We start from the raw sequence: 20,720 nt of genomic DNA on the forward strand, positions 1-20,720 counted from the left end.
TCGGAACCGCAGGCACCCCGTCCCAGAGGGGCCAGTCTGCCGATTTCCGGTGAGTGGCCACTCATCTGCCTGCGAACCGCCCACCAGCGTCTAAGGAGAGCCGGCGATGGCCACCACCATGATCGCGCGCCGCCACGGGCGCCGTCACGACGACCCCGACACCAGCGAGGAACTCCGGCTGCTCGTCACGCTGCCGGACGGGCCCAAGAAGGAGCGGCTGCGCCAGCGCGTGATCACCGCCTGGCTGCCGCTGGCCCACCGGCAGGCCGTGCGGCTGCGCGAGCGCGGGGAGCAGCTCGACGACCTCAAGCAGGTCGCCGCCCTCGGCCTGGTCAAGGCGGTCGACCGCTTCGACCCCGAGCGTGCCGACGCCTTCGAGCAGTTCGCCATACCCACGATCACGGGCGAGCTCAAGCGGCACTTCCGTGACCACACCTGGGACGTGCACGTGCCCCGGCGCACCCAGGAACTGCGCAACAAGGTCCGCAAGGCCGTACGGGAGCTGAGCACCACCCTGGACGGCCGGTCGCCGACCGTGGCGCAGATCGCCGAGCACGCCCGGCTTCCGGAGGACGACGTGGTGCTCGGGCTGGAGGCGCTGGAGACCTACCGGTCCCTGTCGCTGGACGTGGCCCTGGACCGCAGCGGCGACAACGACGACTACACGCTCATGGACACCCTCGGCTCGGCCGACGGCCGTTTCGGTCTCATCGAGGACCGCGAAACGGTCAAGCCCGCCCTGGCCCGGCTGCCCGAACGGGAACGCCGCATCCTCTACCTGCGGTTCTTCAAGGACATGACGCAGAGTGCCATCGCCGCCGAACTGGGCCTCTCCCAGATGCACGTCTCCCGGCTGATCAGCCGGGCGCTGGCCCGAGTCCGGGCGGAGGTCGACCGGAACGCGGAGCAGGACGGTCCGGCTGCCGCTTGAGTGCGGGGACGCGTCAGGCGGCATGGACGGTTCGCGGGGCCGGATCGCCCCGGCAGCCCGTCGCGGGGATTCCTTCTCACCGGTACCGCTGCGGGCACCCGCCATCTGAGACCCCGCGAATCCCGCCGGGAACTCCCGTGCGGGCAGCCGAATGTCGCGTTTTCGAGGTGGACCGATTCTTCCGTCTCTGTAGAGTGCGAGATGCGCGAATCGCAGCTAGCCGTCTACAAGAACGGAGAGCGGAATGGTCGCCGGTGTCATAACGCAGAAATCGGATCAGTGGTTCAACCTGGCGGACGTCGACGGTAACGGCTACATAGAGGAAGTCGACCTCCAGCGGCTGGCCGAACGGACGCTGACGCACTTCGGGTACACCAAGGAGAGCCCCAAGTGGGCGCGCGTGCACGAGGCGTACGCCAAGGCCTGGCAGATCATGTACGAATTGACGGACACGGACAAGGACAACCGCATTTCGCGGTCCGAGTTCCAGGCCTACATGGACCGCCACGCCAAGCCGTCGACGGCCGACGGTCTGCTGCGTCCGATCACGGACGCGGAGTTCCAGGTGGCCGACACGAACGACGACGGCTACCTGTCTCCGGACGAGTACGCCGAACTGCTCCGCGCGTTCGGTCTCTCCATTCGCGACGCCCGGGTCGGTGCCCGGAGCATCGACACCGACAACGACGGCCGCATCAGCTCCGAGGAGTATTTCGTGGCCTGTCGCGACCTCTATTCCAGGGAGGTCGCCGACGACCGCAGCAGCCAGGTGTTCGGGCCGCTGACCCGTACCTGAAATCCCGCGGTACACGGTAATTCGCGGGACACGGAGAGCGGAATCCGCGGCTGCCGCGGAGAACCGTGGCGGAGACCGGGCCGGGCCCGGTCTCCGCCTTCGTCGCGCCCGCCCCCGGGGGCCGGGGGCCGCCGTTCACCAGGTGACCGGCAACGACTCGATGCGCCGGATGATCAGGTCGGCGCGCCACGGCAGCTCCTCCGACGCCGCGGCCGGCCGCAGGCCGGGGTGGTCGAGCAGGGCCGCCACCGCCACCTTCACCAGCATCCGTACCAGCGGCGGCCCCATGCAGTGGTGCGTGCCGTGGCCGAAGGACAGGTGCGGGTTGCCGCCGCGGTGGAAGTCCAGCCGCTCCGGGTCGGCGAACATCCGCGGGTCGTGGTTGCCGGCCGGCAGCGCGGGCAGCACCTGTTCACCGGCGCGCACGAGCGTGCCGCCGACCTCGACGTTCTCGGTGGCGTACCGGGCGAAGGTGACGTGCGAGGGGAACGGCGCGTAGCGCAGCAGCTCGTCGGCCGCCCGCGGCAGCAGCTCCGGATCGGCCGTCAGCTCCCGGAAGTGGCCGGGGGAGGACAGCAGCACGTAACAGGCGTTGGTGAGCTGGGTGGTGACGTTGTCGACGGCCAGCAGGATGTCGTTGACCAGCTCGCCGAGCTCCTCCATGGACAGCCCGTCGTCCTGGCCCAGCCGCGCCACCAGGCGGCTGACCAGGTCGTCCCGCGGCCGTTCCCGGCGGTCGGCGACGAGCCGGGCCGTGTAGCCGGAGATCTCCTCGATCCGCTCCGCCACCACGTCGGCGGGCAGGCCGGTCCCGGCGAACCCTTCGAACCAGTCGAGGAAGACCGCCAGGTCCTCCTCGGGGATGCCGATCAGCGGGCAGAGGATGGCCACGGTGAGCGGTTTGGTGTACGCGGCGGCGAGGTCGGCGGGGGGCGGCTGCGCCGTGCAGCGCGCCAGCAGCCGCCGCGCCTCACGCTGGGCCAGCTCCTCCAGGTCCCGGACATGCTCGGCGTTGAACATCAGCCCTTGGGCGAGGGCCTTGCGCAGGCGCGGCTGCTGGGGCGGATCGGTGTTCAGGATGCTGTCCCGCAGCGGGAGCGGGGTCAGCCGCGCCTCGTCGCTGCCCGGCGGGGGCGTACGGACGAACCGCCGGTCCCGCAGCACGAAGCGGATGTCCGCGTAACGCGTCACCAGCCAGGCGTTGTCACCGTACGGCGGGCGGACCCATGTCAGACCGGGGCGGCTGCGGCACTGTTCGTATTCCGGGTCGACGGTGAGCCCGGACGGTTCGGAAAAAGGGTAATCGATGGGTTCGGGGTGTGTGTCCACGGAATCTCCAGTACGGAAGTCGGAGCCCTGCCCGCGACCGTTCTTCCCCGGTGTCGGTGCCCCGGGCGTGCGGTGCTTTCCGTGCCTGTGCCGCGTCCGGGGCGCCCGGCGCGGCAACTCACCGGAAAGACGTTAGTGCCGCGGTGCCGCCGAGGGGCGTCCCCTATTAGTCATTTCCCGGGCCGCATCCGCAAGGTGGCCGATTCCGCCGGATCACGAGGTGTCCAAGAGGAGGGTGGGGCTCGATCGAATTGTTCCGCCGGATGCGTCCGCGGTGGCCCGCCGGGGCGTGCGTCCGGCGTCGGCCGGGTGGCCAAAACCGTTGCTTGACGGCTGCCCGGCCCTCGGCAACTCTTGCAGCCGGATGCCGGATCTCTGGGGGGTGCTCGCGGCATCGCGTGGATTTCGTACCGCCGCACTTCCTGTCGCCGCGGGGACCGCAATGCCCTCGCGGCCGCTCGCACTTCCTTTTCACGTCCATGTGCCGGCACCGGGTGACAGAAGGGGGACGGCAGCAGGTCCGGTCCCGCCGGTCCGTATTCGGTACAGACCGCGACGGAGGGTGTTTCGCATGTCCGCCGAACCGAGTTGGACCGGAACCTTTTCCCACCGGGAGATCGAGCGCACCTACGCCATGCTCACCGTCCTCGAAGAGGACGCCGCCGGACCCGACCGGCATTTCGGTCTGTGGCACGGCGCCGACGACCCGGCCTCCGTCGAGGAGGCCACCGAGCGGCTGACCGGACGGGTCCTGTCCCGGCTCGGGGCCAGGCGAGGCAGCAGGGTCCTGGACGTGGGGTGCGGCAACGGGCGTCCCGCGGTACGGCTCGCACAGACCTCGGGCGCGAGCGTCGTCGGCATCGACATCGACGAGCGGGCGCTGCGCGCCGCGTCCGCGTACGCCCGGCAGCTGGGGCTGGGCCACGCGGTGCGCTTCCAGCACGCGGACGCGCTGCGGCCGCCGTTCGAGGACGCGTCCTTCGACGCGGCGCTGGCCTTCGAGAGCACTCCGCACTTCGACGTCGCGGAGCTGTACGGGGCGCTCGCCCGGGTGCTGCGGCCGGGCGGCCGGCTCGTCGTCGAGACCCCGTACGTACGCGGCCGGACGACCCGGGAACTGCTGGACCGCATCGGCCCGTACCTCAGCCTGCTGAACGCGGTGTCGCTGGACCCGCCGCACGTGCACCTGGCGGCGGCCCGGCAGGCCGGGCTGCACATCACCGAACTCTCGGACCTCACCGAGAGCGTCCGGGGCTCCTTCGGCAGGCTGCTGGCCCGGCTGGAGAAGGCCGGCACCCGCCTGGCGGGCACGCTGGGGGACGAACAGGCCGGCCGCCTCCTCGCGGCCTTCGCCGGCTGGGCCGAGGCTCCCGAGGTCGGCGCCATCCTCATGACCTTCACCAGGACGGAGCACTGACATGGCGGACGTGACCGTGATCGGGACCGGTGTGATCGGCTCGGGAGTGGTCCGGGCCTGCGCCGCGGCCGGCCTGGAGGTGGCGGTGTGGAACCGCACCGGACGGCGCGCCGGGGAAGTGGCGAAGGCGAACCCGCGCGTCCAGGTCCACGCCACCGCGGCCGAGGCGGTCCGCGCCTCCCGGATCACCCTGCTGTGTCTGCTCAACTACCCCGTCACCCACCGTGTCCTGGAGCAGGCCGGCGCCGAACTGTCCGGGCGGCTGTTCGTCCAGCACTCCAGCGGTGTGCCCGAGAGCGTCGGGCCGCTCCAGGACCGGATCACCGGTGCCGGGGGCCGCTTCGTGGAGGCGGCCGTCCTCAACTACCCGGACGCCATCGGCACCGACGCCTGCTTCACCGTCTACGGCGGCGCGCCGGAGGACTTCGCCGAACTGGGTCCGGTGACCAAGGCGATGGCCGGCCATCAGGTGCACCTGCACGACGAACCGCGCTACGCGAAGGCGTACCACGTCGTCGCCAGCGCCTTCTACTACGCGTTCGTCAGCGGCTTCCTGGAGTGCGCGGCGATCGCCGAGCACGTCGGCGTACCCCTGAACGCGTTCGCCGACTCGGTGCCGCTGTACGACCCGGGCTTCGAGAACACCGTACGGGTCGGCCTCGACCTGATCGAGCGCCGCGACTACGCGTACGAACAGGCACCGCTGACCACCCACATCGACGTCCTGCAGAACCTCGCCGGCGCGGCCGAGGACGCCGGGGTCGACGCGTCGTACCTCACGGCCCTGCGGGACCGGGTGCGCACCGCGCTGGAACAGGGCCACCGGCGGGAGCACATCGCCATCCTCACCGAGCAGTTCCGCGCCCGCCGGAGCGCCGCCGCCGCACCGCACCCGGTGGAGGGCGCATGACGGGCGGGAGCCGCGCGGGGGAGGGGCCCGGTGCCGGTGCGGTCGCGCTCTTCCGGCAGTGGGTGCGCGCGGTTCCCGGGCGCGACGCGCTGGTCCACCCCGGCGGCCGGACGACCTACGCCGAACTGGCCCGCCGGGCCGAGGATCTGGCCGCCCGGCTGGACCGCGCCGGTGTCCGGCCGGGGGACACGGTCGGCGTGACGACGGAGCGCTCGCCCCTGCTGCCCGTGGCGGTGCTCGCCCTCTGGACGGCGGGCGCCGCCTACGTACCGCTGCCCGCGTCGCATCCGGCGCCCCGCAACCGGGCGGTGCTCCAGGAAGCCGGCGTCCGTACGGTGATCACCGACCGGGAGCCGGACCCCGCCGTGCTGTCCGGGCTCGCGGGCGGCGAGGTGACCTGCGTACGGCTGACCGCCCGGACCCTGAACGGCCCGGCCGCGGCGCCCGAGCGGCCGGCCCCGGGCGAGGACGCCGCCGGTCCCGAGGATCTCGCCTACGTCCTGCACACCTCCGGTTCGTCCGGTGCGCCCAAGGGCGTACGGATACCGCACCGCGCGGTCGTCAACCTCGCGCGCGGACTGCACCAGGTCTACGGCGACCTCGAAGGGGCGCGCGTCCTGCAGTTCGCGCCGTTCACCTTCGACGTGTGGATCTGGGAACTCGCCATGAGTCTGCTCAGCGGCGGCACTCTCGTCGTCCCGCGTCCCGGGGTGCCCCTGCACGGACCCGAACTGAGCCGCGCCCTGCGCGAGCTGGACATCAGCCATCTCTCCGGCGCCGCCTCGCTGCTGGCCACCCTGCCGGCGGACGAGCCGATACCGGTCACCACGCTCACCTCCGGCGGTGAGCCGCTGCCCGAGTACCTCGTACGGCGCTGGGGCAGCCGCGTACGGCTGTTCAACGCCTACGGGCCCACCGAGGCAGGGGTCTGCGCCACCATGGGCCGCTGCCGCCCCGGACAGGGCACTCCCGGCATCGGGCACCCGCTGCCCGGTGTCGCCGTGCACCTTCTGGACGAGCGGGGAGCGGCCGTGCCGGACGGGGAGCCCGGCGAGGTCCACATCGGCGGCCCCGGCGTCGGACTCGGCTACCTCGACCGCCCGGCGGACACCCGGCGCCAGTTCGTGCCCGACCGCTTCGGCCCGCTCCCCGGACGCCTGCTCTACCGCACCGGCGACCTGGCCCGCCGTCTCCCGGACGGCTCCTACCTCTTCCTCGGGCGGATCGACGGACAGCTCAACGTACGCGGCTACCGCATCGAGCCCGGCGAGGTGGAGACGGCCCTGCTGCGCCATCCGGACGTCAGCGCGGCAGCCGTGACGGCGACGCGCGGGGCGCTCGGCACCTCCGTACCGCCGCCGGGCTCCGGCCGTCCGCCGCAGGACGGCGGGACGGACCGGCTCACGGCGTACGTGCAGGCCGCACCCGGCGGTACCGTCACCGCCGCCGTACTGCGCCGCCACCTGGCCGCGCTGCTGCCCGCCCACCTCGTGCCGTCCTCCTTCGTCCTCGTGGAACGGCTGCCGCTGACCGCGCACGGGAAGATCGACCGCACGGCTCTGGCCCCGCCCGCCGCACCGCGCGACGACGGGCGGGACGTCCCGCTCCGTGGGCGGGCTACGGCGGCCGGGCGGGAGCGGGACGTGGCGGAGCTGGTGGCCGCGGTGCTGGGTGTGGACGACATCGCCCCCGACGACGACTTCGCCGACCTGGGCGCCACCTCGCTCGACGTGATCCGCATCCAGGCGGCCGTCCGCGCGCGCTGGGGAACGCGGCTCGGCGCCGCCGACCTCATGGACGCCCGCACCGTACGGCTGCTCACCGCCCTCCTCGACCGCACCCGCAACGGCGCCCGGGCCGTCGGCACCGCACCACCCGGCGCCGGACGGGCCGCCGGCCACCCCCTACCTGCCGTACGCACGGTGAAAGGCGGACTCCAGTGACCGCAGCGCGCACCGGGCAGACGGCGGACGGCACCGGGCCCGCCGCCACTTCCGGCCGTGACCCGCAGGCCGGTACGGACCCACGGGCCGGCGGCGGCCCACCGGCCGGTACGGACCCCGCGCCGGAGACCGGCTTCGCGGTCGTCGGTATCGCCTGCCGCTTCCCCGGGGCCACCGGTCCGGAGGAGTTCTGGCGCATGCTGTCCGAAGGGCGGCGCGGCATACGCGAGCTGACGGCGGATCAGCTCACCGAGGCGGGCGCCGACCGTGCGCGCCTGGCCGACCCCGCGCTGATGCCCGCCGCGGGCATCCTGTGGGACGCCGACCGGTTCGACGCCGCGTTCTTCGGCTACTCCGCCCGCGAGACCGCCGTCATGGACCCCCAGCAGCGGATGTTCCTGGAAGCCGCCTGGCACGCGCTCGACGACACCGGCCACGACCCCGAACGGTTTCCCGGGACCGTCGGCATCTTCGCGGGCCAGACCGTGGGCACCCACCGCACCCCGGACAGCTCGGTCTTCCTCGGCACCTCCGCCGACCTGCTGATGGCCGCCGACGACAAGGACTTCCTGCCGACCCGGGCCGCCTACCAACTCGGACTGACCGGCCCCGCCTTCGCCGTGCAGTCGGCCTGTTCCACCTCGCTGGTCGCCGTCCACGTCGCCTGCCGGGCGCTGGCCGCCGGCGACTGCGACCTGGCGCTGGCCGGGGGCGTGTCCTGGTCGCCGTGGCGCCGCCAGGGCTATCTGCGCCGCGCGGGCGGTGTCTGGTCGGCCGACGGGTACGTACGCTGCTTCGACCGGGACGCCTCCGGTTTCGTGTCCGGCGACGGGCTGGGCATCGTGGCCCTGCGCAGGCTCGCCGACGCCCTGGCCGACGGCGACCGGATCCATGCCGTCGTCAAGGGCAGTGCCGTCACCAACGACGGCAACGACAAGCTCAGTTACGCCGCGCCCGGCGTCGCCGGCCAGCAGGCCGTCATCGAGGCGGCGCTGCGGGACGCCGCCGTCGACCCGGACACCGTCGGCTACGTCGAGGCCCACGGCACGGCCACCGCGCTGGGCGACGCCATCGAGGTCACCGCCCTGACCCGCGCCTACCGCGCGGCGGGCGCCACCGGACGCGGCCGCGGCCGGCTGGGTTCGGTGAAGGCGAACATCGGCCACACCGACGCCGCCGCCGGAGTGGCCGGATTCATCAAGGCCGCCTTGATGGTCCGGCACGGGCGCATCCCGCCGTCACCGAACGGGCCGTTCCGCCCGAACCCCGACATCGACTTCGCGAGCAGCCCGTTCGTACCCGCCGAGGCGGGCGAGGACTGGCCGCTCGCTTGCGTCCCGCGCCGCGCCGCCGTCAGCGCCTTCGGGGTAGGCGGCACGAACGCGCACGTCATCCTCCAGGAACCGCCGCCGCCCCCGCCGTCCGCACCGGCCCGGCCGTGGCAGCTGCTGACCTGGTCGGCGCGCGACGAACGGGCCCTCGACGAGATGGCCGCCGCGCACGCCCGTACGCTGCGCGGCCTGCGCGACGAGGAGTTCGCCGACTACGCCCGTACGCTGGCCGTCGGCCGACGCCGGTTCGCGCGCCGCCGCGCCGTGGTCCTGCGCGACCGCGCCCACGCCCTCACCGAAGCCGCCTTCCGTACGGACGCGGCGCTGCGGACCGGCGGGGGGCGCGCGGACGAGGTGGCCTTCGTCTTCCCGGGCGGTGGCTCGCAGTACCCGGGCATGGGCCGTGAGCTCTACCGCGACGAACCCGTCTTCCGGCAGGCCGTGGACACCTGCCTGCGCCTGCTGCCCGACCGGGAGACGGCCCGGAATCTGCGCGCGTGGTGGCCGTCCGGGTCCGGCGAGGACGCCGCACCGGACGCCGACCCGGACCCGCGCGTCGCGATGCCCGCCGTCTTCATCACCGAAGTCGCCCTCGCCCGGCTGCTCGCCTCCTGCGGAGTGACACCCTCCGTACTGACGGGCCACAGCCTCGGCGAGTACGCCGCCGCCCACCTCGCGGGCGTCCTGTCCCTGCCGGACGCGCTCGCCCTCGTCAGCAGCAGGGGAGAACTGCTCTCCGGCATCGACAACGGCGCCATGCTGGTCGTCCGTGCCGGTGCGCTCCGCCTCCAGTCCTCGCTCCGCGACGGCGTCTGCCTGGCGGTGGTCAACGGGCCCGACGCGTGCGTCCTGTCCGGGCCCGCACCCGGCATCGAGGCGGCCTGCCGCCGCCTGACCGCGGACGGCATCGCCTGCAACGTCCTGCCGCTGGCCACCGCCGCGCACTCCACCCTCGTCGAGCCGGTGCTCGGCACCTTCCGCGACGTGGTGCGGGGCATCGCCCTGGCACCGCCCGGCATACCGCTGATCTCCAACGTCACCGGCACCGCCGACGCGGACTTCACCGACCCCGAGTACTGGGTCGACCACCTGAGGAACACCGTCCGCTTCGACCTGGGCCTGGCCTGCCTACGCGACCACGACCCCCGCGTCCTGCTCGAAGTGGGGCCCGGCACCACGCTGACCACCCTGGCCCGCACCCAGGGCCTGGACCGGGGCGTTACCGTCATGCGGCACCCGCTGGAGGAACGCGACGACCGCGAAGTGCTGCTCGCGGCGCTCGCCCGCGCCTGGGAAGCGGGGGCCGACCTCGAACCGGCCGCGCTGTGGCCGGCGCCCGGCCCCCGGGTGCCCGCCGCGCCGTACCCCTTCGCGCCCACCCGCCACTGTCCGGCACCGGCCGCCACGCCGGACCGGACGGCCGGGACCGGCCCGTGGTACGGAGTCGCCTGGCAGCGCGATCTGGAACCGGAACCGGAAACCGCCGGCCCCGATACGGACGTCACCGGACACCGGTGGCTGCTGCTCCACGACGGCGGCCCGACCGCCGACGCCCTGCACCGCGAACTGACCGCCCGCGGCGCGGCGCTGACCACCGTCGTGCCGGACACCGTGGCCCCGCAGCACGGCCACGACGGGGCCGGCGGCCGGACCGTCCCGCTCGACCCGCGCGCCGCGGACCAGTACGCCAAGCTCGTCGAGACGGCCGAGGGCGACCCGGACCTGCCGCTGCGCATCGTCAGCACCTGGAACGGCGCGCCGTCGCACCCGGCCTGCACGCCGCTGAGCGACCTCGCCGGGCTGGCCCGCGCGCTCACGGCCCCGGCCGCCGCCGTCGAACTGTGCCTGGTCACCCGAGGCGCCCTGGAGATCACCGGCAGCGAGGACCTGGACCCCTGGGCGGCGCTCCCGGTGGGCGCGGCGGGAGCGCTGCGCGCCGAACTGGGGGAGGCCGTGACCGTACGGGTGGTGGACACCGACGGGCGGGCGGCCGATGACCCCGACGGGGCGCAGGCCCGCGCCCTGGCCCGCGGCCTCCTGCGGGAACTCGCCCGGCCCGCTGCCCCCGGCCCTGTGGGCCTGCGCGCCGGACGGCGCTGGGTGCGCAGCTTCCAGCCCCTGCGAACGCCGCCCGCCCCCCGTTCGACGGCCCTGCGGGAGGGCGGGCGGTACCTGGTCACCGGCGGTACGGGCGGCATCGGGCGGCTGCTCGCAGCTCATCTGCTGAGCCGGTACCACGCCCGGGTCGTCCTGCTCGGACGCGACCCGGACGGGGTCCGCGCCACCGAGGCCGAACTGACCGGGCTGCCCGGCGAACTCCTCGCCCGCAGCGCCGACATCACCGACGCCGCGCGGACCCGGGACGTCCTGCGCGAGGCACTGCGGCGGTTCGGCGGCCTGGACGGCGTCGTGCACGCGGCCGGTGTGCCGGCCGGCGGCCTGACCCAACTGCTCACGCCCGACGCGGTGTCGGAAGCGATCGCGGCCAAGACCACCGGCACGGTCACCCTGTTCGACGCCCTCCGGGCGACCGGCGCGGAACCCGGCTTCGTGCTGCTCTTCTCGTCCCTGGCCGCCTTTTCGCAGGCGCCCGGCCTGGCCTGTTACGGCGCGGCCAACGCCTTCCTGGACACCTACGCGCACGCCGCCGCCCGTACGCCGGGCCCCGCGGTCGTCGCCGTGAACTGGGACCGCTGGAACGGTGTCGGCATGGGACGGGAGGGCGAACGGCGGCAGCGCGCGCTCACCGGCCGGACGCCGCGGGGCGGGCTGGAGCCGGCTGACGCGATCGCCGCGTTCGAGTGCTGTCTCGGTGCGCTCTCCCTCGGCCAAGTCGTCGTATCTGCCCTGCCGCCGGATACCGTTGCCCTGCCTTCTGACACCTCCGCAGTCTCGCCCGGTACGGACAGCATCGAGGGGCAGCCCGACTCCGGGGACCGGCACAACGACCAGAGTGACGGGCCGGGAAGCGCGCTCTCCGGGGAGGAATCCGTTGTCGCCGACGCCGCCGCCTGGAGCCCTTTGGAGCACGCAGTCCAGCGCATCTGGCACGACGTGCTCGGCAACGACGAAGGCATCGGCCTGCACGACGACTTCTTCGCCTTGGGCGGACACTCCCTGGCCGCGCTCCAGGTCGTACAGCGCTGCCAGGACAGCTTCGGCGTGGACCTGTCCGTCAAGACCGTGTTCCTCGCGCCGACCGTCGCGCGCCTGGCGGCCGAAGTGGCCGCGCTGCGCGACACCTCCGCGCCACCCGGGCCGGATGGTCCCGCCCCCGAGCGGAAGGACCCCGTATGACCGGCGTATCCGCCCGGGAACCAGCTCCGGGCCGTACGGACGCCTCCCGGTGGCTGCTGCGCCGACGGGTGCTGCCGGACCCCGCGCTGCGGCTGGTCTGCTTTCCGCACGCGGGTGGCGCCGCGACGTTCTTCCACGGGTGGCAGGACCGGGTGCCACACGGTACCGAGGTGAGTGCCGTCTGCTACCCGGGACGGCAGAACCGTATCGCCGAGCCGCCGCTCACCTCCATGACCGAGCTGGCCGACCAGGCGCACGCGGCGCTGCGCGGGCTGCTCGACCGTCCGCTGGCGCTCTTCGGGCACAGTATGGGGGCCGTCGTCGCCTACGAGGTGGCGGTCCGGCTGGCCGAACGCGACGGTGTGACCCCGGCGGCCCTGCTGGTGTCCGGGCACGGCGCCCCGTACCTGTGCGCGGCGTCCGCGCCGCCGGACGCCGCCGCGGACGACCGGGAGATCGCCGCCCTGGCAGCCGCCGCTGATCCGGCCCTGCGCCATTCACCCGAACTGCTGGACCTCGTCATGCCGGTCCTGCGCGCCGACCACGCCCTGCTCCGTGCCTACCGCCCCGCCCGCACCCCGCGGCTGACGGCACCGATCGTCGCCTACCGGGGCACCGACGACTCCAGGGCCACCGAGGACGACATGTGGTCCTGGCAGGCGATGACCCGCTCCGCCTTCCGGTACCGGGCGCTGCCCGGCGACCACTTCTACCTCACGGCGCAGGAAGCCGGACTGGTGGCCGATGTCGTGGACGCCTGCGACGGCGGGACGGCGGAGGCCCGGGAAGGCGCGGACCGGGACGTACCGCTGTTCGTACGCCGCTCCCCGTCCTGCCCCTTCGACCCGGCGGAGGAGTTCGCCCGGCTCCGGGAGGAACGGCCGGTGGTCCGTACGACGCTGCCGACCGGCGCCCGCGCCTGGCTGGTCACCCGCTACGCCGACGCCCGCCGTGTCATCGCCGACCAGCGGCGCTTCAGCTCCCGTGCCGCCGTGAACGGGCCGGTGCCGCCCCCGGAACCGCCCGAAGGGTTCCCGCCGCCGCGGCCCGGTGTCTTCTACACCTACGGGCCCGAGGAACACGCACGCATCCGCCGGATGCTCACCCCGGAATTCAGCGCCCAGCGTGCCCGCGCCCTGGAACCGCGCGCCGAAGCCCTGGCCGACCGGCACCTCGACGCCGTCGAGCGCGCCGGCCCGCCCGCCGACCTGATCGCCGACTTCGCCCTGCCGGTGCCCCGGCTGCTGTTCCTGGAGTTGCTGGGGGTTCCCGTCGAGGACTCCGGGCGGCTCCACCACGACCTCGCGCTGCTGCACGACTTCCGCCCCGTCCACGAGGCGCAGGCAGGCGCGTTCCGGCGCCTGGACGTCTACCTGCGGGCGCTGGTCGAAGCGGCCCGCGCCGCACCCGGCGACAACGTCCTCGGCCACCTGGTCACCGCCCACGGCACCGACCTGAACGACGACGAACTCGCCGGAACAGCCTGCCAGTTGCTGCTGGCCGGGTATGCCACGATCAGTGGCACCCTGGGGCTGTCCCTGCTCGCGCTCATCCGCGACCCCGGCCAGGCGGCGCTGGTGCGCGACGGCCGGGCCCGGCCCGCCGGCATGGCCGAGGAGCTGATCCGCCACCTGTCGGTGGTGGCTTTCGGAAAGGTCTTCCAGGCGACCCAGGACGTCACGATCGCCGGCCAGGACGTCGCGGCGGGCGAGTACGTCCTGTGCTCCCTGCCCTCGGCCAACCGCGACAAGGAACTGGCCGACGGCCTGGACCGCCTCGACGTCACCCGCGAACCACCGCCCCACCTGGCCCTCGGCCACGGAGCGCACCACTGCCTGGGCGCGGAACTGGCCCGGATGGAACTGCGGGTCTGCGTCCCCCGTGTCCTGCGGCGGCTGCCGGGCCTCCGGCTGCGCGTCCCGCTCGGGGACCTGCGCTTCACACCGCTGAACGCCGCGTACGGGGTGGAAGCCCTGCCGGTGGACTGGTGAACACGGGCGCGCCCGGCCGCACGGCGCAGCCCTTCGCGCCAGGCGGGCGACGAAGGGCTGCGGGCCGGTGCGGCGGGGGGACCGTGGTGGGCACCGGGTGGCGAGTGGTCAGCGCACCCAGTGGTGGTAGAAGTGCTTGTGCTTCTTCAGGTCGCTGACCTTCTTGTGCGAGACGGCGCCGGACTCGCCGATGGTCACGCCGTCCGGGCCGCCGGCGTTCACGGCCTGCTGGTAGGCGGCCTGGTAGTGGCTGGCGGTGTGGTGGTGCAGGTGCTTGCCCCCGCCACCGGCGGTGGCGGCTGCCGCGGGAGTGGCGGCGAGGAATCCGGCAGCGATGATGCCGACGGCGGTTATCGCGGTGCGACGCATGGTCTCTCCTCAGGGAGGGGGATGTTTGAGTCGACTCTCACCCGGCCCGTGAGGCGCCGCACGCGGGGGCTGGCGAACGGGTTGCCCGGGCGGGGCTACCACTGCGTACGGTGACGGCCGGCACCGCGGCCCGGGGGCCTTCGCGTCTGATCACCTGTGCGGCGCCCCCGGTGGCTGGTGACGGCGGCGGCGGTGCTGGCGGCCGCCGTGGCGGTGGCCGTCTGCGCGCCCTGCACAATGGGGCCGCGGCACCCTCCGTCTCCGGCCGGGATCCCCCGTAATGATCACTCTCCGGGGCCGGGCCGGTACCGATGCGGCAGGGCTCGCGTTTTCTTCGTACCATTCACGTGTTTGCCGAGGGAAATGGTGCGGTCAGTGCAGGAACGGGCGGTCAAGACCCGAGAGGCTATTCTCCGGGCGGCTTCCGAGGTGTTCGACGAGTTCGGATTCAGCGGCGCGAGTGTCAGCAAGATCATGAAGCGGGCGGGGGTCACCCAGGGCGGCATGTACTTCCACTTCCCGTCCAAGGTGGCCCTCGCCCACGCCGTGATGGTCGAGCAGGGTGACGGTCTGGAGCTGCCGTCCGGGGAGGACGGGCTGCAACGGCTGATCGACACCACGCTGTACCTCGCCGGACAGCTGCAGACCAATCCGGCGCTGCGGGCCGGGGTGCGGCTGGCGATCGAACAGGGTGAGTTCGGTGTCCAGGACGACGCTCCGTACCAGTACTGGGTGCAGGAGTTCGCCGGCCAGCTGCGCGCCGCCCGGGACAAGGGGGAGCTGCTGCCGGAGGTGGACGTGGACGAGCTGGCCTGGGTGCTGGTCAGCTCCTACTCCGGCACCCAGCTGCTGTCGCAGATCTCGACCGGCCGGGCCGACCTGCACGAGCGGATCACCACTCTGTGGAGGTACCTGCTGCCGGGGATCGCCGTACCCGCCCTCCGGCCGCTGCTCACCTTCGAGGAGCAGCAGGACGGCACGGTCGCCTGATACCGCGGCCGTGCGGCCGCTGTCCTATTTGAGGCCACTGAGCATGACACCCCTGATGTAGTACTTCTGCAGCAGGAGGAACAAGAGCAGCACGGGCAGCACACTCAGCATGAGCCCGGCCATCATGACGGGCACCATGCGGTTGGGGTCCAGGTAGCTCTGCAAGGTCTGGATGCCCACGGGCAGCGTCATCAGGCGGGGATTCGCGGTCGACACCAGCAGCGCCCAGATGTACTCGTTCCAGGCGCTCACGAAGGTGAGCAGCGCGAGGGTCACGGCCACCGGCCTGGTCTGCGGTACGACGATGCGCCACCACACCGTGAACTCCCCGGCGCCGTCGATCCGGGCCGCCTCCAGCATCTCGTCCGGTACGGAGACGATGAACTGCCGCATCAGGAAGATCCCGAACCCGGACACCAAGAACGGCATGACCAGCGCGGCGAGGCTGACCGTCAGCCCCGCGCCGCCGTCGCCGAGCAGCCCGTTGCCGCCCGCCAGCGGCCAGTGCACGAGGATCAGGAAGTGCGGGACGAAGAAGACGAACGGCGGGAACATCATCGTCGCGAGCACCAGCCGGAAGATCAGGTCGCGGCCGGGGAAGCGCAGCTTGGCCAGGGCGTAACCGGCCAGGGAGGACGTCAGCAGCACCGAGCCGGTGATCACGGCGGTGGCGACGACGCTGTTGCGGAACAGCAGCGGCAGGTCGAGCCGGACGAACGCCTCCCGGTAGTTGGACAGCTCGAAGGCCTCCGGCAGGAAGCGGTACGGGAGCCTGCCGTACTCGCCCGCCCCCTTGAACGAGGTCAGCAGCATGTCCAGGAACGGTACGACCGTCACCACCGCGCCCGCCCCCACCAGCAGGTACGACAGCCACGGGAAGCGCCTGCGCCGTCTCACGCGTCCTCTCCCTTCCGCCGGAACAGCCACAACTGCACCAGAGTGATCACCAGGATCAGGACGAACAGCACGAGGGCCGCCGCGCTCGCCGACCCCCAGTCCCCGTACTTGAACGCCCGCTGATACATCTCCAGGGCGGCGACATCGGTCGCGTCGCCCGGCCCGCCCTCGCCGGTCATCACGATGATCAGCGCGAACGACTGGAGCCCGGTGATGAACTGGGTCACGCACACGAACAGCAGCGACGGCCGCAGCAGCGGCAGCGTGATGCGCGTGAAGACGGTGAACTGCCCGGCCCCGTCCAGCTCCGCCGCCTCGTAGTAGGAGCGGGGGATCGCCTTCAGGCCCGCGGTGAGGACGAGGATCGCGGAGCCCAGGGAGGCCCACGCCTGGACCACCACGATCGAGGGCAGTGCCGTCGCCGGGTCCTGGAGGAAGGCCACGGAACGCAGGCCGAGCGCGTTGAGCACCCCGTTGACCAGGCCGCCCGGCTCGTACATGTACTTCCACACGTTGCCGACCGCGACCACGGTGGTGACGATCGGCAGGAAGTACAGCGTCCGCCACAGGCCCTGGAACCGCAGATTGGTGATGCAGTGGGCGGCCAGTACGGCGCCGCTCAGCGCCAGGACCACGGTGCCCAGCGCGTACAGCAGGGTGTTGCTCAGGACCGGCCTCAGGAAGGACGAGCCGCGGGCGAAGAGGGCGGCGAAGTTGTCCGTGCCCACCGGCCGTATGTCGGCGAGGTCGAAGCCCGCCCAGCGGGACAGTGACAGCAGCACCGCGAACAGCAGCGGCAGCACGAGGAAGACCGCGAAGAAGAGCAGGCTGGGGGTGAGGAAGAGGTAGGCGACGACGGTCTGCCGACGGCGGCGCCGGTGTGCGGCGGCGCGGGCGCTGCTGCCGGCCGCCCGTACGCCCTCCCGTGCGCCGCCCTCGGCACCGCGGCGCACGGCGTCCGTGCTGTCTCTCCCGCCGCCCCGGTCCCCGTCGTCGTCCGCGCTTTTGACCGTTGTCGCCATGCAGCACCAGCCTTTCGGGACGGGCGGGCCGACGGGTGAGGGCCCGAGGGGCGGGGCGCGCGGTCAGCGGGAGAGTTCCTGGTCGACCTGGCGTACGGCATTGCGGACAGCGCCGTCCGGTGACAGGCGGCCGGTCCACATCTCCTCGATGTTCTTGCGCAGCAGCGCCTTCGCCTTCTGCGCGCGCGGCCCGTTCGGCTCCGGCGTGGCGTAGTCCAGCGCGTCGACGAACGGGCCCAGGTTCGGGTCGCCGCCGGCGGCCAGCAGGCCCCGCATGTCCCGGGTGCGGCCGGTCATCGTGCCGACCGACATCTGCAGGACGCTCATCCGGGTGGCGCGCACCGCGGCGGCCGGGCCCGCCCGCGGGCCGGCCGGCACCACCTCGTCGTTCAGCCAGCGCAGGAACTCCCAGGCCTCCCGCGGATGCCGGCTCTTGGCGTTGACGCCCAGCAGGAAGCCGGTGGTGACCGTGCCCCGGTTGCCGGGCTCGGGTCCCGGGACCGGCGCCACCGCGACATCGCGGTAGTCCCGGCCCATCGTCTGCCGCAGGCTGCCGGTCCACCAGGCGCCGCTGACCGCCATCGCCACCCGCCCTGCGGGGAAAGCTTTCATCAGGTCGATGCCGGGGTCGCTCGCGCCCCGGTCGATCAGCCGGCGCTCCAGCGCGAAGACGGCCCGGCCGGCGGGGGAGCCGAGGGCACTGCGCGCGCCGTCCGGGTGGAGGAACGATCCGCCACGGGAGGCCAGCAGCGCCAGGGTCTGGTTCACCACGGTCGCGTCATCGGTCCGCGACAGCCCGAAGCCCTGTACGAGCGTGTTGCCGTGCCGGTCGCGCCGCGCCGTCCGGTACGCGGTCTCCTCCAGCTCCCGCCAGGTGCGCGGCGGCCCGGCCACCCCGGCCGCGCGCAGCAGCCGCTTGTTGCAGTACAGCGCGTAGGACTGCACCTCCGTGGGATAACCGATGATCCGGCCGCGTACCGAAGCCGCCCGGACCGCGGCGCCCGCGAAGCCGCGCGCGATCCGGGCGGCGTCCTCCGGCGGGGCCGGCCGCACCACCCCGGCCTGCGCGAGCTGACCGGCCCACAGGCTGTACGGGTGGATGATGTCCGCGCCCTGCCCCGCGGCCTGCCGGACCATCAAGGTGGTCAGCAGATCCTGGAAACGGACCGCCGTGGTCCGGACGTGCACCCGGTCGTGCCCGGCGTTCCAGGTGTCGACCGTCCGCTGGAGCGCCGATTTCAGCGGCTCCGTCGCATAGTGCGACAGCAGCGTCAGCACGACGGGGTCGCCGGGGCGGCCGCTCCCGCTCCGGCCCGGGGCGCCGCAGCCCGCCGCGGTCACCGCCGCTCCCGCCAGCCCCGCCAGCACCCGGCGCCGCCTCATGGCCGTACCTCCCGCCGCAGGATCTCGAACGTACGGGTCGTGCCGAACCCCGCCGATCTGTACAGCTGCCCGGCCGGACTCCGCTCGCCCGTCCACAGGAACCACGCACCGTGCGCGCCCGCCGCCCGCATCCGCTCCAGTGTCAGGTGCAGCAGCACCTTGCCCAGGCCGGTGCCGCGCTGGTCCGCCCGTACCCCGAACGGCCCGAACCGCTCCACCAGCCCCTCGTACGCCCCGTGCATCGCCCACCCCACGACCCGGCCCGACGGATCGTGAGCCGTCACGATGCGGTCCGGCGGCGCCCCGCCGTCCAGCGCCCGGCGGATCGCCCACGGCCAGTCGGGGCCGAACTCCTCTCCGGCCAGCCGCAGCAGCCCCACCAGGTCGTCATCCCGGGGTGTGCCGAAGCGGTAGCCCTCGGCGGCCAGGGCGGCGGCCCGCTCGCGCACCGCGTCGGGCACCCGGTGGCCGACCAGTGAGCGGTCCATCGCGACGGCTTCGCCCCTGGGCCGGAAGCCCAGCTCCGCCAGCAGCCGGGCGGCTTCCGGGTAGGCGGCACGGTCCAGGCCGGGCAGGAAGTAGTGCGGTGTGTACGAGGCGAAGTCCACCCGGGTGCGGCCGTGCCCGGCGAGCCAGTCGAGCACGTCGGTGAGCAGCCGGCGCCCGAGCCCGGCGCGGCGGGCGGCCGGGTCCACGAAGAAGAACGGGATCCAGCCCTGCTCCGCTTCCAGATCGTCCCCGGCCAGGGCGACCGTCCGGCGTACCCCGTACGCGGCCCCGACCACCGCACCGTCCCGCACGGCGACGCGCAGCCCCGCCGGATCGAAGTTCGGATCCAGCAGCACCTGCCGGCGGAAGCGCTCCCGCGACACGGGATCGTACGGCGTGCTGCGGGCCCACGCCGTGAGGAGTGGCGCCCCGTCCCCGGGCGCGAAGTCCCGCACCCGCATCCGCCCCCGCACCCCGGCCCGGCCACCGCGAGCGAGCCCGCCACCGGACCCGGGCCGCGTCGCGTCGTCCATCGGCGTCCTCTCGTGCAGATCCCGTACGAGCCGGCAGGGCCATGGTCCCCGCCTTCCGCCCAGGCTCCAACACCTCGCGCACCACCGCCTCCAGGACGTGCGCACCGACGGCGATCAGCCCCCGGCAATCCCCCGGTTGGCCCGCTCCCGGCCAGGCAGGCCGCCCCGCCCCGGGCCGGACCGCACCACTTCGCCCCGATCTCCCGCCTCTCAGCCTCGCCCCGGGCCGGACCGCACCACTTCGCCCCGACCTCCCGCCTCTCAGCCTCGCCCCGGGCCGGACCGCACCACTTCGCCCCGACCTCCCGCCCCTCGGCCCCGCCCCGGCCCCAGCCCCGCCCTCACCCACCTCGACCCCGGCCCCGGCCCCGCCCTCGACCCCCAGCCCCGGTTCAGCCTCCGCTCAACCGCATCACCCGCTCCGCCAGCTCCCGGGGACGGCTGAGGAGCGGGACATGGCCGCCGTCCATCTCCTCCGGCTCGATGCCCAGCCGCTCCCGCACCAGGCCCCGCAGCCACGCCGCGGGCAGGAACCGGTCGTCGCGGCAGAGCAGGAAGGAGGTCGGGGTCCGCGGCCAGTGGGAGAGCGGCCACGGACGGCCGAAGGGGCCGCCGGACTGCGCGCGCTCCCGGGATCGCGCCTCGGCCGCCAGCTCGGGCGGTACGTCGTGGTAGAAGAGCGCGTCCTCGTCGGGCGGGCCGCCGTCCAGCCGCTCCCGCTCGGCCAGCGCCGCGGCATGGCCGGTGTTCGCCCACCACGCGCCCGGTGCCTCGCCGGGCGCCGGCGGCATCGCCGCCACCAGCACCATCCGCTCCACCGGTATCCGCCCGCACACCAGCGGCGCGGTGAACCCGCCCAGCGAATGGGCGACGAGGACGACCCCCGTACGGCCGCGGGCGGCCCGGACCACCGCGTCGGCGTACTCCGCCAGACCCGCCGCCGGGTCGTCGTTCGGCAGGTCCACCGCGACCACGTTGTGGCCGTGGCGTCGTAGTTCGGCCGCCACCCGGTGCCAGTGCCAGGGAACGCCCCCGGCCCCCGGGATCAGGACGAAACACTTCTCGCTCGCCATGCTCATCCCCCTTGAGCGC

15 protein-coding genes are annotated in these 20,720 nt (G+C 73.6%); 8 read left to right on the forward strand and 7 right to left on the reverse strand.

Translation table 11 applies throughout. The features are described 5' to 3' along the window. The first annotated feature begins 106 nt into the window (after nt 1-106). Both OEIGOIKO_RS38370 and OEIGOIKO_RS38375 read left to right on the forward strand, forming a co-directional pair. Complete coding sequence (locus tag OEIGOIKO_RS38370) at nt 107-931, forward strand: SigB/SigF/SigG family RNA polymerase sigma factor (protein WP_125057909.1); 825 nt, start codon at nt 107-109, stop codon at nt 929-931. Nucleotides 932-1,175: 244 nt separating this feature from the next. Next, a complete protein-coding gene (locus OEIGOIKO_RS38375) occupies nt 1,176-1,727 on the forward strand; it encodes an EF-hand domain-containing protein (protein WP_125057910.1) in 552 nt (183 codons plus the stop codon). 135 nt (nt 1,728-1,862) lie between these two features. Here the strand turns inward: OEIGOIKO_RS38375 and OEIGOIKO_RS38380 are convergent, their stop codons facing one another. Further along, nucleotides 1,863-3,056 (reverse strand): cytochrome P450, encoded by a 1,194-nt coding sequence (locus OEIGOIKO_RS38380; RefSeq protein ID WP_125057911.1) that lies wholly within the window; start codon nt 3,054-3,056, stop codon nt 1,863-1,865. A 571-nt stretch (nt 3,057-3,627) separates the two neighbouring features. Between OEIGOIKO_RS38380 and OEIGOIKO_RS38385 the strand changes: the two genes are divergently transcribed. From OEIGOIKO_RS38385 to OEIGOIKO_RS38405, 5 genes are read left to right on the forward strand one after another with little or no spacing between them, the layout of a single operon-like run. After that, the gene (locus tag OEIGOIKO_RS38385; protein WP_170251974.1) at nt 3,628-4,473 is read left to right on the forward strand and encodes an SAM-dependent methyltransferase; all 846 of its coding nucleotides are present in this window, start codon (nt 3,628-3,630) and stop codon (nt 4,471-4,473) included. A gap of 1 nt (nt 4,474) precedes the next feature. Then, complete coding sequence (locus tag OEIGOIKO_RS38390; RefSeq protein WP_125057913.1) at nt 4,475-5,383, forward strand: NAD(P)-dependent oxidoreductase; 909 nt, start codon at nt 4,475-4,477, stop codon at nt 5,381-5,383. Then, nucleotides 5,380-7,326: a non-ribosomal peptide synthetase gene (locus OEIGOIKO_RS38395; protein WP_125057914.1), complete on the forward strand. Its 1,947-nt coding sequence runs from the start codon at nt 5,380-5,382 to the stop codon at nt 7,324-7,326. Before OEIGOIKO_RS38390 ends, OEIGOIKO_RS38395 begins: the two co-directional genes overlap by 4 nt. Then, nucleotides 7,323-11,954, forward strand: coding sequence for a type I polyketide synthase (locus OEIGOIKO_RS38400; protein ID WP_125057915.1), 4,632 nt, complete (start codon nt 7,323-7,325; stop codon nt 11,952-11,954). The genes OEIGOIKO_RS38395 and OEIGOIKO_RS38400 overlap by 4 nt, the downstream gene beginning before the upstream one ends. Then, on the forward strand, nt 11,951-13,945 hold the full coding sequence (locus OEIGOIKO_RS38405; protein WP_125057916.1) for a cytochrome P450: 1,995 nt from the start codon (nt 11,951-11,953) through the stop codon (nt 13,943-13,945). Before OEIGOIKO_RS38400 ends, OEIGOIKO_RS38405 begins: the two co-directional genes overlap by 4 nt. 108 nt (nt 13,946-14,053) lie before the next feature. Here OEIGOIKO_RS38405 and OEIGOIKO_RS38410 read toward each other — a convergent pair whose 3' ends face one another. Beyond that, nucleotides 14,054-14,314 carry a hypothetical protein gene (locus tag OEIGOIKO_RS38410; RefSeq protein ID WP_125057917.1) on the reverse strand — a complete coding sequence of 87 codons (261 nt, stop codon included), beginning with the start codon at nt 14,312-14,314 and terminating at the stop codon, nt 14,054-14,056. 363 nt (nt 14,315-14,677) lie between these two features. Here OEIGOIKO_RS38410 and OEIGOIKO_RS38415 point away from each other — a divergent pair, with 363 nt between their 5' ends. Further along, nucleotides 14,678-15,304 carry a ScbR family autoregulator-binding transcription factor gene (locus OEIGOIKO_RS38415; RefSeq protein WP_031000136.1) on the forward strand — a complete coding sequence of 209 codons (627 nt, stop codon included), beginning with the start codon at nt 14,678-14,680 and terminating at the stop codon, nt 15,302-15,304. A 24-nt stretch (nt 15,305-15,328) separates the two neighbouring features. On the opposite strand, the gene OEIGOIKO_RS38420 is transcribed toward OEIGOIKO_RS38415, so the two are convergent. From OEIGOIKO_RS38420 to OEIGOIKO_RS38440, 5 genes are all read right to left on the reverse strand, one after another. Continuing rightward, complete coding sequence (locus OEIGOIKO_RS38420) at nt 15,329-16,201, reverse strand: carbohydrate ABC transporter permease (RefSeq protein WP_125057918.1); 873 nt, start codon at nt 16,199-16,201, stop codon at nt 15,329-15,331. Beyond that, on the reverse strand, nt 16,198-17,223 hold the full coding sequence (locus OEIGOIKO_RS38425) for a carbohydrate ABC transporter permease (protein ID WP_125057919.1): 1,026 nt from the start codon (nt 17,221-17,223) through the stop codon (nt 16,198-16,200). The genes OEIGOIKO_RS38420 and OEIGOIKO_RS38425 overlap by 4 nt, the downstream gene beginning before the upstream one ends. 63 nt (nt 17,224-17,286) lie before the next feature. After that, complete coding sequence (locus OEIGOIKO_RS38430) at nt 17,287-18,606, reverse strand: extracellular solute-binding protein (RefSeq protein ID WP_125057920.1); 1,320 nt, start codon at nt 18,604-18,606, stop codon at nt 17,287-17,289. Beyond that, nucleotides 18,603-19,628 carry a GNAT family N-acetyltransferase gene (locus tag OEIGOIKO_RS38435; RefSeq protein ID WP_246177835.1) on the reverse strand — a complete coding sequence of 342 codons (1,026 nt, stop codon included), beginning with the start codon at nt 19,626-19,628 and terminating at the stop codon, nt 18,603-18,605. Before OEIGOIKO_RS38435 ends, OEIGOIKO_RS38430 begins: the two co-directional genes overlap by 4 nt. A 392-nt stretch (nt 19,629-20,020) precedes the next feature. Then, nucleotides 20,021-20,701, reverse strand: a complete 681-nt coding sequence (locus OEIGOIKO_RS38440) for an alpha/beta hydrolase (RefSeq protein ID WP_125057921.1) — start codon at nt 20,699-20,701, stop codon at nt 20,021-20,023. Between the last annotated feature and the right edge of the window lie 19 nt (nt 20,702-20,720).

It is taken from the genome of Streptomyces paromomycinus, assembly GCF_003865155.1.
GTDB lineage: Bacteria > Actinomycetota > Actinomycetes > Streptomycetales > Streptomycetaceae > Streptomyces > Streptomyces chrestomyceticus.